Genomic DNA, 16,716 nt, shown 5'->3' on the forward strand with positions numbered 1-16,716 from the left:
CCAATGCTCAGTTGTAGCTGTTTGCAATCGTTGCTTCTTCAGCTCATGAACAGCTGTGGCTAAACCACAAATTCCTTCGCTACCAGAAATCGATGATAGCTTGTCGTACTACACCGATGATGGTGCAGTTGCCGTTGATCGGTATTGCAGGGTATTGCGGGTTCAAAGGTTTTAGGTACTTCTGTTCACCATCAATAACTAACTGCTTAAAGGTTGCTTCTTTCGAATCATCCAAACGCGCAACAACCAATGAACCTGAAGAATAAGGTAACTCAGGATCAACAACGATCACTGCCCCCTCAGGTATGGATTTTTTTCCGCTTGGATTTTCCATACTGTCGCCTTTTACGCGAAGTGCGAAACAACCCTCATGTGCTTTCCCAGTGACTTCACGCCACTCCTCAGCATCTTCATGGGCAAATCCCTCCGCTATTTCAGTCCAATCACCGGCCTGAACCCAGTTAATGAGAGGAATTCTTCCCTTAATGTCAGGCCCGACTTCTACATTACCGACTCCCAAGCCAATCTCGCCATCACCTGTGGCGAGCCAATGAGCATTCACGCGAAGCGCCTCCGCGATCTGCATGGTGTAACGAGACCTAGCCGATTTACCAGAGCAAATCTGGCTGATCGACTGCTGTTTGATACCAATGCGACGAGCCAACTCAGACTGAGTCACCCCAGTAAGCTGCAAGGCATGGTTTAGTCGTTCGGATAAAGTTTTCATAAGCCCGTATTCTACAAATAAAACTGTAGCCTTTCAACAATTTTAACTGTTGACTAATCTACAGTTTAAACTGTAACATTCAATCTTGTAACAGTTATTATTGTAACAGGAGACGGTATGGAAGTGTTCAACACGACACAAAAACATCTCCGCCGTGCCATTGACTTGGTCGGCGGGCAATCAGCATTAGCACGAGCCATCAACTCAAAACAGCAAAACGTCTGGTTTTGGTTGAATAAATCAGGGCGTGTTCCCGCTGAATTCGTTTTACCCATCGAACAAGCTACGCAAGGACAGGTAACCCGATCTCAGTTAAGACCGGACATCTATCCCGCATGCCCAAGCGAGCTGAAAGCCAGTAACCAGTAGGATTAAGGGCAAATAATGGTCAGCATTTTACGTAAACACAAAAGCGAGTTCCTCCATGCGTGACTATGGCAAGGTCTATACCCGCTTTTGGCTAAAGCAAAACGTTTTGTCCTGGAGTGACTCAGCGAAGTTGCTAGGACTGTATTTGCTTACATGCCCACATTGTAATTTGCTTGGCTGCTTTCGACTGCCGATTGGTTACGTTGCTTCTGACTTGAACTGGGATGAGCAACAGGTTGCCAAGGCTCTAAAGGAGTTAGAACAAGATCAGTTCCTCATTCGTTGCGAGGAATCCGGTTGGACTTTGATTCGGAGCTTTCTGAAGCACAACCCAATCGAAAACCCGAACCAAGGTAAAGCAGCCTTTCGGTTGCTTAAAGATGTACCTGCCGACTTCATTGGTATGGCATCGCTTTTGAAATCTCTTGCCGCTTTTCAAGCTCGGCTACCAGAAGAATTTTCATCATTGTTTATGCCTGATGGCAACCCGGTAAGGGACTCTCAACGGTCGGATGACTCTGAGAGAAGCAATAAACCAACAGTTAAAACTGTTGACTACATACAGTTTGAAGACTTCTGGGATGTACAAATACGCAAAGAAAAAAAAGCGAAAGCCAAAGAAGAATGGCTACGCATGGGCCTCAATGAAGACCATGAACTCGCCTTGGAAGTGCTAACACGCTGGAAAGAGCAACGAGACAACCGATTGCAGTATCAAGATCGGACTAAGACCCCTATGCCACATAACTGGCTTTTAAACCGCCAATGGGAAGACGAGTACGTTCGCATTGATGAAGTACAGCAATCATCGACGAGCCTAAAGGGCAGCAATCACCAGTTGAACATTGAAGAAAGCAATCGCCGCATTGCTGAAAGCTGGGCCGGACCAGGTATTCGGGAGGTTCGTTCAAGTGCAGGAGGTTGATAAACGCGAGTTTGCTGAAGTTTGGGGAGCTGCTTGGGCCATGTATGGCAAAAGCGTATCACCACAATTGCTATCCATCGCATTTGAAGCCCTTCGTGCTTATAGCATTGAAGAAGTGCGAATCGGTCTGACTCGGCATATTCAATCACCGGATACTGGGCAATTTTTTCCAAAGCCCGCTGACGTCATCAAGCATATCGATGGTAACTCGGGTTCAAGAGCCATGGTTGCTTGGAACAAAGTTGACAAGGCTGTTCGTCAGGTTGGCGCTTGGACATCCGTGATGTTTGACGATGCGCTTATTCACCGCGTTATTTCAGACATGGGGGGATGGGTTGAACTCTGCAAGGTAGATGACAGGGAATACCCCTTTAAACAAAAAGAGTTTTTAACACGCTACCAGGCTTACTTGTTGCGGGACGAAGTGGGTGAATACCCAAGGCTATTACAAGGTATTGCAGACCATCAGAACCAGCAAAAAGGGTTTGATATGCAAGCGCCGGTTGCCGTGGGCGACTGGTCAAAAGCAGCACAAGTTTATACAAGAGGCATCACCGACTTTATCGCAGTGCCTTTGAAAAGAATAAGCCCGAAAGCCATTCAGGCGCTTCTCGGAAATCAATTAGAGGACAAAAATGAAAACGATTAAATCAAAAACCATTGCCCTAGTGATAGCCATGTCCGCAAGCACTTCAGTCTATGCGTTTCCGGGCTATCAGTGGGAAAAAGCAGCACAAAGCGTTGGTATTGATCCAGTCATGCTCTACGCCGTTGCCTTGGCTGAGTCGGCCTCACATCGTGGTCTCAACATGACCAGTCCATGGCCATACGCAATTCGCAATGGTTCAAACGCAACCTACGCCAAATCTAAGACAGAAGCAGAGAAACTGTTAAACCAAGCACTGCAAGAGACTGAAAAATATCAGCTCGATATTGGCCTTATGCAAATCAATTTGCATTGGCATGGGCATCGGGTGAGCTCAGCAGCGGAACTGCTAGACCCCATCACAAACCTTACGGTCGGCTCCAGTATTTTGGCCGAAGCAATCAAGTCTTCACCAAATGATTTAGAGCTTGGCATAGGCCGCTATCACAGTTGGAACGAAGAGCGTGCACGCTGGTATGGGCAAAGAGTGCTTTCTATCTATCGCAATATTTTACATGAACTGGAGGTCCGTCAATGACAACCAATCAACAAGACTTCTATCAATTAAATTTGGCGTACCTGCACGCAGCACGCGAATTAGCGCGCATTGATCCGCAAGAGGCTGTCTTGCGCTTTGGACTTACACGCGATGTGGTGGATGCACTGATTAATGCCGGTGTTGACGACCTGCAACGAGTGGCGACCTCATCATTCATGCTGTTTCAACCAAGGGGTAACCAAAGCCAACTGATTGAGATGGTGAAGAGCAAAGGCACAGGTATCCCAAGAATCGCTTATTTATTATCAACCCTAAACAACAAGGGGGATGCATGATTGATAACCTGTCCAAAAGTGAGCTGTTTACCCGAGCCTCACTGCTTATTAAATACGGATTTCGAACAACGATCATCGCGCTCGATACTGGTTTGCCAATCCACATTATCAGAAGGCTGCACAAAGAAGTGACTGGCAAGTCACCTTGTCCTGGTCAATTACCAGAATCTGATGCCATTGTTAAAAGCAGAAGAGCCCTAGTTGAAGGCTCCCTGCTGATGGCGCTTTATGTCAATATTGGTGGTGATAATGTCTACAAGCAATTAAATATTGATGCTTTGATGAAGGCTTACGATGCGTACTTGGTTGCAAGGGAAGAAGCAGATCTTCCATCTGAGATCCCCTGGAAAAAACTAACCATTAATGAAGGTTGGGTTCTAGCTCGTGATTTAAGATCACAGCTAGCATCCTTACACCGGTGTCGATGCGGCAGTCTGTATTTGACGGTATCTCAACAGCGCATTCAGCTTAAATGTCCTGTGTGCGAGATTATGGCCGAGCAAACCACTAGAGCACTTTTTGAGAACTAACATGCTGATGCATGATTTGATTGTGCACCGCCCGTGTACTTTGAGAGTACTAAGATGACAAACTTACTTAAATCTTTACCAGCACGCTGCTGGGTTATATCACTGGGGCTTTTTCTGGCGACTTTGGCTGCGGCTCATTTTTTTCCATCAGAAATATTAACGGCATCTGCCAAGTTCGCGGCTTTGCCATTTCTGTTCTGCACCATGTTTTTTTTCAGCTACCTGGGATTTAAAGCAACTGCTAGTCCTATCGGACTTATAACCATCACCACTATGCTTTTAGCAATCGCATATTGGCAAGCGAGTTGGACAATTGTTGGCTTGGGACTCTTTTTCTTAGCTATTTGCACTGGAATTAGATTCTTGATTAGCCAAGTTAAAGATTCGGGTAGAACTTTGAGCATTGAAGAAAAATGGTATTGGTATAAGCTCCATTCGTTTTTTGATGGCTTTTATCCAAGGTATCCCAAAAAGCCAAAAAAATAGCCAGCCAACCACAAGCTGGCTACCTTCTATTTTCAGTTCCTTCCTGATGCCTGGTTATAAGCCCTAATATCGATCAAGTTGTTCTGAGCATAATCTCCCGCAAGCGATGCATTTGAGATCACCGCTATCTGCTTATCCACAAATGCTTTATCTTCTTCGGACACACTGTCAGAAATGTAAGCGCCACTCTCATCCTTTTGACGATACTCATTTAGCATTTGCTCCCTTAGACCTAGCATTTCAGGCGACCAACTCGATGAGTCTTCAGAGTTGAATACGCGCCCCGCCAAACCTTCATTGAAAGCTTGAGCGAACACTTGACTTTGAATCGGGGTCAATCCCATTCTCTGCCCTTCGCTGTATGCTTCCTGTTTAAAATCATCGGCGTACTGTTCTAAAAACTCACCGTATCGATTGTTAACTGCCGCACCGAATGCCCCAGCCAACATGGCTTCAGACTTAGTGCCCCAGTTAACTTCGGAGGCATACTGCGAACTCGATCCACTGTATGCATCATTAAACGCCGTCAAAGGATTTTCCAAAGAGGTTCCGGCATCAACGGCTGCTTTTAACCCATCCCAGGTTGATTTGCTGGCCACCGTTGCATTGTGCAAGAAACCTCGTGAGCCAGGTTCTGCAAGGGCTTTCTCCTTGTAACTCTCATAGTCTTCGCCAAAATGATTCAAGGTATGCAGTGCTGCATCAGTATGCTTACCACTGAAATCACCAATAGCACTGGCGCTGTTGAAGAACATTTCAGCACCAGAGACTCCGCTATCATCAGCCATAATGCGAGATCGCCACTGAGAGCCAGCTTCACTGTTTAGTCCAGATTGATAGGTACTTGTGTCAGAAGCTACGGCCTGCTGGGCTTGTTGCTGATGCGCATTCAGCTGTCCATCTACACCAGAAAGATTGGTTTGGTAAGCGGATTGAGCCGAATTGAACTGCGTTTGAACTGTTGCAGCATCCCCATAGCCTCCCAGAACACCGGATTCAACTTGGCTTTGAGTGCCACCAAAAGTAGGTGCAGTTGATGACAACCTTTCATTAGAGCGTGGCTGAATAGATCGTAAATCGGCTCCGGTAGCCATGGCCATAACAGTCATTGCTGCTTGATAGTCATTGTCTCGTTCAGCGGGCGTCGAGGAGTTGCTATAGGTTAAAGACTCCATAGCTGCGGCCACATACGCCTGATTATCATCAGGTAGCAAGCGCTGATACATTGGAAGGTTTTCACGTAATCGGTTACCTGCTTCAACATGCTGGTTCATATAGCGACCTAAATAATCCATGACTTCAGGATTATCCGCTGCTAATCGAGTTAACGTCGCACCATCCGTGTTCCTTTGTCCTGATAGACTGTAGCTGGCCTGATCAAGCTCACTAAAGCGGTTTGATGCCGTGATAACGTCTTGTGCTGAACTCTGAAGTGACTGATAGTCTTGATTAGACAACGACATCTCAACGCCAGAGCGTCTTGAATCTGAAAGGTCCTTAACCATCGCATCGCGAAACTCAGCACGTCGTGAATCACTTGATGCCAAGCTTTGCATCTCCCCAGTGAGCGTATTTGCGGTCGTAGATCGAGAACTGCCCTCTGATGACTCAACTTGGCCACTAAAGTTACCACCTAAATCCAAGCCTGCTCGTACCCTTGATAGTTTTGGTACACGAGATGAGTCTGGCTTATCGACTCCTGGCAAGTTGCCCTGTGGAGAATCATTGCCGCCAGTACCAAGAAGCCTTCCAAGAAAGCCCTTATCAGCAACTTCTTTCTCACCGGGATTAGTAATAGTTCCATCGCCACCGATCCTTAGGCCTCCCGATAGCACGCCCGATACCAAGCCACGTACAGCGTCTTTTTTATCGTCTCCGAAACCATACCGTGTTTGAAGGTCATCAGTGACCTGATTAACAACGGCGCTAGATGCGGAATTAGAAGAACCGATTTGACGTCCAACTGAAGATAGATTGTCGTAACTTAGCTTTTCACCAAAAGTTCGACTCATGGTATTGCCAACCTGACGGCTAAAGGCTTGAGTTGCCTGAGTCATGGATTCTTTTGCAGAGCCGACCATTGACCCCACTGCGTTTCCGACAGAGAAACTGCTTAGTAGGTTTGACGCGCCGGTCATAGCAGAACCCGTAAGGGCTGAATTTTGGAACATTGACTGTGATTGCATTACCGGGGCATTTTTCGCGACATCTGGACTAGCCAGCTTTTCATCAATGGCATCACCGTTTTGAAGACGCCCAGCCAAGTGGGTAGCGGTTATTGCTGAGCCATAAACGAGCATGAGCGAAATAGCCGGAACACTCGACGCCAACATGCCACCAGTAGCTATCCAGGTTTGCAGCACTGAATCCATCTGCATCATCCCAGCAAAAGATGGCACTTCTGTACCTGCAAAGGCATCAAGAGCCGACATTTTCCCTGCAACGGTTAAATGAATATACAGGTTAATGATGGCCATGACAGGCATCCAAAGTTGAATCCAAAGCAGGATTAACAAGTACTTCCCGGCCATTCGCATCCCGATTTGGCCAAGGGCTATCACAAAGGCCATCAATGGGGTGATGGCGTAAATGAAACCCTCAAAAAACGTCATCATCGGACGAACGATACTTTGGAACAAGGTCTGCTCCGCCGCCCATTGCGTATTGCGCTGCTCAATCGCTTGGTTAACCATAACGGCTGCGGTGAAAGCTTGATCATCCATATACTTGCCCGTCACGCTTTGCTCATAAATAGGCAAAAGCACTGACGCGCTCATGTACTCTTGGGTGTTAACCGAAGCCAAACCAAGATTATTCAGTGCATTTCGGATCACGTCATCAGTGTCCGTTGCTGACGAAGTCCCCAATGAGGCCGACAGAACCTGTTTAAGCCTTGGAATGAAGGTTGATTCTGTCATGAGTTTCAGTTGGCTGTAAGCGTCGGTGCAGTCCAGATCGCTACTGCTACCACTGAGCATGATTCGAGTGCCATAAATGCGCGAATCAAACCTAATCGCAGTCATCGGGTTAGGATCACTCAGCACCTGATCTAGATTCTTTTGGCCAATGTCGATACCAATCAAGGTGCATTCTTTGATGTAGTTAAACCACGATTGCTCGATGTCCGAACCGGCGACACGATTTGCATCACCCAAACCAGAGCGATCCATCACCTGTTTTCTCACTTTAATCAGTGACTGTAAACTGGATGCAAAGCCGTATTCCGTCATGGCGGGAGTTGAGAACGCCGTTTCAAACAATCGCGTGATTTGAAAGCCAACAGTCGAAATCGTACTACCTGCGGCAGCAACACCGATGGGCACATTATCAACCACTCGAACTTGTCCCGTGTACGCATCCTCAATGCTCACTCGGGTACTGGGTCCAAACATGGTTGCAAAGACTAGCCATGAGACTAAAACGTGTTGAAAGTTAATCCCACGACCGCCTTGCATTAAGGCCTGAACAGAGACCATCAATACCCCAATGAGCAAGCCAATGCGAACCATTGAAGTAAAGTCGCCTGTACCAGTTATCATCGCGACAGCGTTCAGGACCTGCTCTAAAAATGCCGAATCCCCGATGGAATAGATCTCCCACATGACCTATTCCCCCAGTGCCGTAGATTTAACGGTGTAATAACGCTGTTTGCGAATGGTCTGAATCACCTGGTTAAAATGTGCCAGCAACTCTTGCTCTGAGCCGTATCTTCGCTGCAACGCAGCGTACTCCTCATTGATTTGGCGACGTGCACGTTCAAGGTCTTCCGTTAATAACTTCGCATAGGCATGATCTTCCACACCGGAGGTACTTCTAGCTGCATTGAGCATGTCTTCAACCAATGCTCGGGCCATCTCAACAGCAATAAATGGCGCAGCTCTTGAAGCAAACGACCTAGCAGCCCCTTCATTTAATGCAGAAAGTGTTCGAATCATGCCGCCAATGCTTGCAGGAGCCGAGGTCATAAAAGCCTTTTCGGTGGTGCTAGCTGCCCCAGTATTTCGAGCAAACTTAAAAATAATGCCGTTACTAGAACCTGTACCAAGAAGTAAATTTTCGACCTGAGTTGATAACCCGGCTAGGGTCACGTTAGTGATTGTCGGATTTAGACAGCCGTCTTGTGTCACTGTGTCACATCGGTACATAGCGACGTTACCGCCATGAATTAGATGCTCAATAGTCACTTTATTGCCATTCAGTCTGGTCAGTTTTGGGGCTTTACCTTGACCATCAGCCGCATTAGCTAGATCACCAACGATGATCGAGCCCGTCACGGACATAACCGCTTCAAGAAAACGGTCATCCCCAGATGCAAACCAGCTTGATGCCGAGTGACGTTTCAGTGCTCGCCAAACCAAGTTGCCTTTAATCGTTTTGTTCACATCAGATGCCGCGACACTCGAAGCATTCTCATATGGGTTCTTACCATTGGACTCACTCCAACTGGTAAAAACGTCTCCAGCCCCTTTAAGTGAGCTCAACATGCTGGCTTCTGTTTGCCCCTTTTTACCAAAAGCGGCCAGGGTATCGTTCACGACTCCCTGAGCCATTTGACAGGAATTGCCAAAATACTCGTTCAACTGCTGGATTTTCTTTTGCAGTGTCTCCATGTGCTGGGAGCATTTCTCACACATAGCACTGAGCGCCAATTGGAATGCGTACCCCTTGGCGTTTGCAGCAACAGAGCGAAGTAATTGAACAAACTGATCCGCGTTAACAAATGACAAACTTCCCGCGAACATATCAATGCCACCACAACCGGCTTGGAATGACGGAGACACCATAGAGACGAGGTTCTCGTTCATGATTCTGTTACGGACAACAACGCTTCCACCAGATATAACGCCACGCCGCTGACTCTCGAATACACCTGGCGCAGTGGTGTTGGTCATTGAACCAAACAACTGGTTCATCTCCTGTTGCAAGCTTGCTTGGCTCATAGATGAAAAACCAATCGCACAGGCGATTAGCGATACTCGGATTACTTTTTTCATCGTTATAACCCTCCTTGTGCACGCAGATAGCGAACAAGGAACTCAGGGTCCTGTAATATCTTTTCGTTAAGCTCTTGGGCTGACATCGCGAGTGACACGCCGGGTTGAACAGGTCTGGTGGCATAGTAAGTTTGATCGTCAATCCAACCGGCTTGATGGGCTGCGAGAATAATTCGATTATTGAGCTCATCAAGGCTCATTGCACCCTGACCAATGGGAGTGATGACATTAGGTGGATCAACTAAGAACACGGCAGGGACAGTCGTAACGGACAATGATTGAGCTTGTCCTGAATCGACTTTGAAATTGGGAAACTCTCCACCCGGTAAAGGCAAGCCATCGACAGCAATAGCAAATACCTCGAAACCGTAGTTTAAAGCCATTGATTCGATGATAGGCGCTTGAGCGTGGCAATAAGGGCAATCCGAACGATAGAAGAAGAACAAGCCAGCCCGTTTTGCTACCTCACCTAAAGCAACATCCCGTTGAGCGCCAGCTTCTCGATCCATCCGATTGGCAGCATAGGTCGCCAAGGGTCTGCGACTGATTTCATCCAAAACTGGATCACCCATGACCACCTGCTGACTAACATCAGCAAACTGTGAGCCCTTATCCATCATGACGCGCTGGAGGTACAGATAGGCTCTGACGTTCTCATTCGTAGGCTCATCAATTGCCTTGTCCATGAACGACTGCATGTGCTCACGAAACCAGGCAGCACTGAAGGGCTTCAGCTCGCTCTGAATCGACTCTGCCGCACCAGATTCCGGCTTAATAAGCTCTTCAGCCTCCGCTGGCTCAGGAATGACCTGATACCAAAACCAGCCTTCCTGGCCACGCTGATAGAATTGCCCATCACTAGCATGGGCGGGCAAGATGAATAGAAAGAAAATAATGATTGGGATGGTCACCCATAGGATGAACCAAGGTAACAAAGGGGTTCTCATTGTCAGCTCCAGAAAATTTCACAGAGCTAACATGCTAAAGATCCCCGCCAGTGCCATTGGCCAGATAGATGAAGGAATTGTGTGTGTTTCTGACTATAGGGAACTGTCAACCCAACTCAGCTGACTTGTCACTATCTCGATAATGCCTATGATATAAAACTGATACCCAACTCAATAAACAATCTCGACTTCAAAAAAATGACATTTCGTTGAACAATGGCCTTTCTCCACAAAAAAACGTCACCGATTAAAAACCTTAGAATAAAGGGCATTAATAAAAATGCTGCACTGCTCTTTCATTTTCCTATTAAAATCAATATACGTATCTTCAGGGATTTTTAGAAAAAGCACATGGAACGGTATCTCTTGTCCTTGCTGGTGAATAATATCTGAAATCACACCCTGTGTTTTTTCAAGGTTAAGTGAAGCCCATCGTTCTTCTGATATAGGGTAAATAAATCCACATCCCTTGATTGCGGCAACATTTCCATACTGCCCTATGTAAGTATGTAGCTGAAAAAGATCTTCACGCTTCACCCCAAATTGTGAATCAAATGCTTTATACTTCACATCAAATACGAATAAACTCTCATCGATTTCTATAACAAGATCAGGTTCAAGTTTTCTCATATAACCACTGAGAGCACCAGATGCTATTTGCTGACGTTGCTCGAACTTACCTAGCAGGCGTAGCCCATCTCGCTTAATGAGCTTACGAATGAAATATTCAAACAACATCGAAATATCGAAAAAGAAAGCACTCGAATCCTGCTGCGAATCAAAATCAGAGCCCTTCCGGTCAATGACTTGCTTAGATAAGTCAATGAGCACGTTATAATCATTGTAGAAAGGGTTGGTGAAATGAGAAGTCCTCAAAATTTCTTGCTGTGACCTTTTAATCCCCTGATTGGCAGTCAGAAATGCACTATAGATATTTCGTGTTTGGTGACAAAATGAGTAATGTGCGACTGCTTCATAAGCTTTTATAAAAAGTGAAGTTGCAGGGCTGTCGTAGCTGTGCTCTCGGTACGAGCATAAATATTTTCCAGATGACTTATTCTGGAAATAATCTGTAGCATTTATAGTTCCCCTTACGCGGGAAATACGATCATTTCTTGTAATATAAGTCTTTGGCAAGCCCAGGCGGTATGCTCTCTTAAACTTAATGTTCCATAGATATGCTAAAAGCCACTCGTAACCGTCTGCGTGACTTTCTCCTCCAATGTTTTCTAATTCGAGAAATCCATCGGCATCTGCAATGATGTATTGAAGGAAAGCATCACCAAAACGTGAGCTGATCTTCAGAGAGTAATCTCCTCGCTTAACAAATCCGATTAGATTGCCCGTGTCGAGATTAAAATTTCTTGCATCCGTACCAGAGACACCGATGAAACCGCCATCTGTATTGTGTTCGTAATCTTCATCATTGAAGAGTATTAAAGCATCGGAAATATTATCATTCAGCGTTTTTTCGACATCACGAGATACCGAATTCAAAAAGTGCCAAATTGCAGACTCGTCGTTATGAGGATAGGTCCATTGTCCTTTTGATTTGGCACTAAGGGTTATCGACTTTCCTAAACGTCTATTTGTCAAAATGCCTTCGCTGACAAAATAGGACTGGTTATCGACCAGTGTGCCGTTCTTAATGATATCGAAAAGCCACACAGTTTAAACCCCAAATGCCTTTCCGAAGGAGCTAATCAGTTCAGTCTCCTTACCTGTTCCACGAAGATACTCCTGTAATAACGGACGAATACAATCATCCCATACACGCTCTCGTACCTCCGAAACTGTAAGGCTGGTTGCATACTTCAAGTCCATCAAATAGGCATGACCAATTTGGTAATCATTACCAAGCAAAGGTTCTTTAGCTATCAATTCATTCAAGCGTTCAAGGTTATCCACCAAGGGCAGCCAAGCTTTGCAAAATTGGTTCAAATGGTATTTCAATAGCGCCATATCAGGCACCACTTCTTCCCAACGGAATCTTCGACGCAAAGCGAAGTCAAAACTTTCGACACTTCTGTCTATCGTGTTCATCGTTCCAATAAGATAGATGTTTGTTGGGATGAAGAACAAATACCCTTGTGCGTCCTTAAGCATACCAGTATGTTCATTGTTCAGATTGGAATATTGGGTTTTAACGCAACCTCTAGTGCCTCGGTATTCCAGACAGTACATTAACTCACCAAAAACGCGAGACAACTCAGCTCGGTTTACCTCATCAATTATAAAGAAAAATGGTGGTACTGCTTCCGATACAAGCTTGGATATATCTGATATTTCGAAAATATCCTGCCAATGCTCGCCTGATAACTTTTCTCTAAACGGGAGAAGTTCCTTGATAGTAAGAGACTCCCACTTCTGAGTAAGTCCAAGCCCATACACATCGATTTCCCACTTACCAGCGCTTCGGCAAAACTCTTTAAAAACACCATTTTGCAACGTTAATTGAGAGTTCCCATCACTGTCCAAAACAGGACGTAGCCCTTCCATAAAGTCTTCATAACTGAAAGAAGGATGAAATTGAACCAACTCAATCTGACTTGCATGTGTGAGACGGCTGTAGGGAGCAAATTCCTCTTTCCAGATGTCAAACAAGAGCGAAGTTTGCAGGCGAGCTTGATAAGTTTTCCCTGTCCCCGGCGCACCGTATTTAACAATCTGCTTCTTTAAACTGAATGGGTTTGACAAATTCTCGTAAAGCACCCAAACAAACTGACTAAGATAAAACTCATCAGTTTTACCTTCCCGAAGCTCATTATCAAACTCGCTTTTGATGCTCTTTAATAGAAAAATGTTTTTAGCAAACCAACTTTGATTTTCTTCTGCTGGGTATGCTGGAATTATTCCTTCGCGTATAAGCCAACTAAAAACCTGATTAAATTTACCGGAATCAACCGTTGTGGAGACTTCGAGCGTACAAGCTGCTGCCACTCGATTAACGAGAACAGGGTTGTTGGATTTACCTTGGTTAGACCACGAATCAGAAAAAATCGTGAAGTTTTCACTGTTTGGAATCAATATAAATTTTTCTAATGCGGATATGAAATTCTTGTTTTTAATGAATGACTGGAAGTTGTCATTGCTCAACACTGACTGTCCGCGAGAAGCGATACCGTTGCTCTTCTCATAGAGTAACTGCTTCAGAAAGGCTTCATCATTTTGAGACAAGCCTTCTCCAGATGTGATTCGCTCACGGATTTGAGCGACCTGACTGTAAAAGTCACGATAGGCTTTGTGCCATCCATTGACTTCATGCTTCCTGTTCTCAATAAGATATTTATATAGGTTTTTCAGTCTACTTTTCATTTATTCCCTTGTTACTGGATTATCGGACACACATCTTGAATTCATTTTGCGCTTTTGTGAGAGACTCATTTAGCCTGTAAACAGTAACCAAAGTCTTCATCGCTCCTGACGGAACGACCACAAAATGCAAATCACTGTTACTGTGCCGCCAAATATCAGCTTTGTTACTATATTTTTGGTTCTTATGAAGAGCTACCTTTTCAGGCAAAATTGCTTTTGTCAATGATGAGCTAAATAACCTTGAAGTCAAAGCCTTCCAAGGATGCTTAGGTACGCCGTCTGAAAGCCGTTCCACAAATCGTTCTAGCGCGTGACGAGTCACCACGACAGGCCCAATATTCGGAACGTTGATGACCTCATCGATTTCTCTCACTGTAGCATTATCGACGCTGTATTCTTCGAAGGAATGTGAGAGCCAATCGTCCCGCTTCTCTACCGAGATCTGTGCTTCCTGGTATCGAGTGAGCAAAAACCTAGTCAGGCTGTAAAGTGAATGCTGAGTTGAGCGTTGTTTCTGTAACTTTTTGATAGCTCCTTTACTGACTCGGATTTGAAGCCCATTACCGCTTCGGTTACTCCCCATCATCTCTTTCACTGACAGTAGGTGATGAATAGCATAAAGCTCAGCTGCAATTGGCTTTTGCTGCTCAGGTAGCTTGTCGTATTGCTCACCTAAATCGACCTTTAGCTCACCACCTCTTCGAAGTCCGGTCTTCCAGTAAACCTTAAACTCACCATCAATCTGCTTTGTTAACAGGGTTAATACCATCATGTTTATTTCTCCTATTGGTTATCTATTTTTCATTCTCCATGTTTTTTCAAATATGCAAGGCGCAAAAAAAGGGGCCGAAGCCCCTTGGATCAGATATGAACTTTAGGAAAGCCCATGGCACCGTAAACATTCAGCACATCATTCCAATCCCAACTTTTCACGCCGAGTGACGTTGGTATAGGAGGGATCAAGACTTGTGTCAGAATGCCTTTTTTCCAGGCTTTTTTCTTGAGTTCATTCGCTGCATTCAGGCCGGTCTCAGAGAGATCGTGATCTGCCCAGATGTACAGCATTTTCACATTACTTGGTGGTTCAAACCTAGCCAGTAGCGTTGCATTCACAACCGACCAACATGTTTGCCCCGTTGCTCTGGTAACCGCTAAAGCCGTTTCTATACCTTCAGAAACACCTAGTACTTCACCAGGCTCACCTATAGGAATGGCACCACCAGTGATTGTTCTGTCACTTGGTATCGGCATCATCTTTTTAGGCTTTTCAACCGGCGCTTTGAATCCATCTTCACTTAGGTAGATCCGATGAAACGTGGCCGAACGCCCTTGCTGAGTAACGATTTTACCTAGCAGCGCTGGGTAGCTATCGATAAACAGGCCATCTTCATCATGGTAAGGCAAGTTTGGATGAAACCTCAGCACCGAATCCCATTCAGGACGAAGCCGCGTCACAATGCCACGACGATGCAAGTAGTTCCAAACTGGTTGCGCACGAGTATCTGCAAGAGAAAACGTTTCTCCCCAGGTTTGATTCAAGCGATGGATAATCGCTTTGTCCTCGTCCTGCTTTCTAGCCTTCCAATCAACAGCGTTACTCGGTATTGGCCGAGTAGGCACTTGTATTTGTCCGGGTTGAATACCTAGAACTTGGCCGATTGCTTCAATAGACTGAGCAAAGTTCCATCCATTAATCCAAGACAACAGTTCAAAGCCATCATGAAAGATACCGCAGGAGTTACAAACGCCACCTCCGGTATATTCAGCATCTTTGAATAGCCTAAAGCCATCACGACCGCCATGAACAGGACACGCCACATGACGGCCTTTTCGAGCAATGGCGGCATCAAGTTCTGGCACCAATGCCGCTAATACTTGAAGCCATTGGCCATTAAGATATGGCCTTACTGTTTCAATTTGTAAAGGTAACGCCATATAACCTCCTTAAGTAAAAAGCCGACTCCTACCACTGGTGGTAAAAGTCAGCTTGGGTCCTGCATTGAGCCGTTTGGTTAATGCAGGAACGTTAGTCAAGCTGGATACCATGTCGTCTTAATAGCCACATGATGGACTCACGAAGCACATCAGGATCGACAACCGCAGCCATTGCGCAAACACGAAAGCAAAATGGCGTTAATTCGTCATTTTGAATCCACGACAACACATCCTTGCGCAACCGAGTACTGACACGACCGTCCAGCAATACACGGATCGCATCCAAAAGAATGCCTTCGCGTAACTGCCAGATTTCCGTGTCAGACCAAGTGACTGGGGCATCATCAAACTCAAATATAAATTCGAGCTGTGATAACGTGTGTTGATGGGACTGCTTTTGTGATGAAGGTGAATGGGCAATGCGCCCATTCATTAAAGATAACCGCGTTCGGCAAGCGAAACGCAGCCCTCGTATGCGACCACGACATGGTCAAGCGTTCGAATATCAACAAGTGACAAGGCGTCACGGAGTCGATGAGTGATGCGTTTATCAGCTTCACTGGGTTCAGGATCACCCGATGGATGGTTATGAACCAGTATCACTGCTGCCGCATTAAGTTCTAGCGCTCGTTTTGTTACTTCCCTTGGATACACGCTCGCCGCATCTAAAGTGCCTTTGAACAGCTCTTCAAATCGAATGACACGATGCTTTGTATCAAGAAACAGCACGCCAAAGACTTCGTGCTCATACTCGTGCATCAGTGTTTGCAGGTATGAGAACGCCGACGATGGCTGTTCAATTTTTCGACCTTTACTCAATCGACCACGGGCAAGCTTGAGCGCCATATCTAAGATATCCGCTTCAGTCACTTGCTCAGGAACGATATAAGTACCGGCTTCTTCGCCAGCTAAGAACTTTTTGTTTTTCATAGGAGTCTCCCCAAAAAAAAGCGGAGACGAACCCATGCCCTGAAGGGGACGGAATCGTCCCCGCAGGGTGGTAAATTT

General features: G+C 45.7%; 17 protein-coding genes. 7 read left to right on the plus strand and 10 right to left on the minus strand.

Annotated features, from left to right (window positions below):
* Positions 1–79: 79 nt before the first annotated feature.
* Positions 80–727: a LexA family protein gene (locus GTH25_RS14840; protein WP_000854920.1), complete on the minus strand. Its 648-nt coding sequence runs from the start codon at positions 725–727 to the stop codon at positions 80–82.
* Positions 728–844: 117 nt separating this feature from the next.
* On the opposite strand from GTH25_RS14840, the gene GTH25_RS14845 reads away from it, so the two are divergent.
* The 7 genes from GTH25_RS14845 to eexS are packed head-to-tail and all read left to right on the plus strand — an operon-like array spanning position 845 to position 4,517.
* Positions 845–1,096 carry a helix-turn-helix domain-containing protein gene (locus GTH25_RS14845; RefSeq protein WP_024008815.1) on the plus strand — a complete coding sequence of 84 codons (252 nt, stop codon included), beginning with the start codon at positions 845–847 and terminating at the stop codon, positions 1,094–1,096.
* A gap of 55 nt (positions 1,097–1,151) precedes the next feature.
* On the plus strand, positions 1,152–2,021 hold the full coding sequence (locus GTH25_RS14850; RefSeq protein WP_004249404.1) for a hypothetical protein: 870 nt from the start codon (positions 1,152–1,154) through the stop codon (positions 2,019–2,021).
* Positions 2,008–2,670: a DUF6475 domain-containing protein gene (locus tag GTH25_RS14855; RefSeq protein ID WP_004249403.1), complete on the plus strand. Its 663-nt coding sequence runs from the start codon at positions 2,008–2,010 to the stop codon at positions 2,668–2,670. The genes GTH25_RS14850 and GTH25_RS14855 overlap by 14 nt, the downstream gene beginning before the upstream one ends.
* Complete coding sequence (locus GTH25_RS14860; RefSeq protein WP_004249402.1) at positions 2,657–3,205, plus strand: lytic transglycosylase domain-containing protein; 549 nt, start codon at positions 2,657–2,659, stop codon at positions 3,203–3,205. The genes GTH25_RS14855 and GTH25_RS14860 overlap by 14 nt, the downstream gene beginning before the upstream one ends.
* Positions 3,202–3,501, plus strand: coding sequence for a flagellar transcriptional regulator FlhD (locus GTH25_RS14865; RefSeq protein WP_000210563.1), 300 nt, complete (start codon positions 3,202–3,204; stop codon positions 3,499–3,501). The genes GTH25_RS14860 and GTH25_RS14865 overlap by 4 nt, the downstream gene beginning before the upstream one ends.
* Entirely contained in the window at positions 3,498–4,031 is a 534-nt protein-coding gene (locus GTH25_RS14870; protein WP_024008816.1) for a FlhC family transcriptional regulator, read from the plus strand. Before GTH25_RS14865 ends, GTH25_RS14870 begins: the two co-directional genes overlap by 4 nt.
* Before the next feature lie 54 nt (positions 4,032–4,085).
* Positions 4,086–4,517, plus strand: a complete 432-nt coding sequence (eexS, locus tag GTH25_RS14875; RefSeq protein ID WP_032194320.1) for an entry exclusion protein EexS — start codon at positions 4,086–4,088, stop codon at positions 4,515–4,517.
* A gap of 32 nt (positions 4,518–4,549) precedes the next feature.
* On the opposite strand, the gene GTH25_RS14880 is transcribed toward eexS, so the two are convergent.
* The 9 genes from GTH25_RS14880 to radC form a co-directional block, all read right to left on the minus strand.
* The gene (locus GTH25_RS14880; protein WP_049195491.1) at positions 4,550–8,119 is read right to left on the minus strand and encodes a conjugal transfer protein TraG N-terminal domain-containing protein; all 3,570 of its coding nucleotides are present in this window, start codon (positions 8,117–8,119) and stop codon (positions 4,550–4,552) included.
* Positions 8,120–8,122: 3 nt separating this feature from the next.
* Positions 8,123–9,511: a conjugal transfer protein TraH gene (locus tag GTH25_RS14885; RefSeq protein ID WP_164530693.1), complete on the minus strand. Its 1,389-nt coding sequence runs from the start codon at positions 9,509–9,511 to the stop codon at positions 8,123–8,125.
* Positions 9,512–9,513: 2 nt separating this feature from the next.
* Positions 9,514–10,458 carry a thioredoxin family protein gene (locus GTH25_RS14890; protein ID WP_004249394.1) on the minus strand — a complete coding sequence of 315 codons (945 nt, stop codon included), beginning with the start codon at positions 10,456–10,458 and terminating at the stop codon, positions 9,514–9,516.
* A gap of 240 nt (positions 10,459–10,698) precedes the next feature.
* Complete coding sequence (locus GTH25_RS14895) at positions 10,699–12,126, minus strand: 5-methylcytosine restriction system specificity protein McrC (protein WP_004249393.1); 1,428 nt, start codon at positions 12,124–12,126, stop codon at positions 10,699–10,701.
* A 3-nt stretch (positions 12,127–12,129) separates the two neighbouring features.
* Complete coding sequence (locus GTH25_RS14900; protein ID WP_004249392.1) at positions 12,130–13,773, minus strand: McrB family protein; 1,644 nt, start codon at positions 13,771–13,773, stop codon at positions 12,130–12,132.
* A 19-nt stretch (positions 13,774–13,792) separates the two neighbouring features.
* The gene (locus GTH25_RS14905) at positions 13,793–14,545 is read right to left on the minus strand and encodes a hypothetical protein (protein ID WP_024008817.1); all 753 of its coding nucleotides are present in this window, start codon (positions 14,543–14,545) and stop codon (positions 13,793–13,795) included.
* Positions 14,546–14,634: 89 nt separating this feature from the next.
* On the minus strand, positions 14,635–15,708 hold the full coding sequence (locus GTH25_RS14910) for a DUF7146 domain-containing protein (RefSeq protein ID WP_049195488.1): 1,074 nt from the start codon (positions 15,706–15,708) through the stop codon (positions 14,635–14,637).
* 91 nt (positions 15,709–15,799) lie between these two features.
* Complete coding sequence (locus GTH25_RS14915; RefSeq protein WP_049195487.1) at positions 15,800–16,141, minus strand: hypothetical protein; 342 nt, start codon at positions 16,139–16,141, stop codon at positions 15,800–15,802.
* Positions 16,141–16,638, minus strand: a complete 498-nt coding sequence (radC, locus tag GTH25_RS14920; protein ID WP_049195485.1) for a RadC family protein — start codon at positions 16,636–16,638, stop codon at positions 16,141–16,143. The genes GTH25_RS14915 and radC overlap by 1 nt, the downstream gene beginning before the upstream one ends.
* Positions 16,639–16,716 lie beyond the last annotated feature (78 nt).

The organism is Proteus terrae subsp. cibarius (assembly GCF_011045835.1).
GTDB classification, from domain to species: domain Bacteria; phylum Pseudomonadota; class Gammaproteobacteria; order Enterobacterales; family Enterobacteriaceae; genus Proteus; species Proteus cibarius.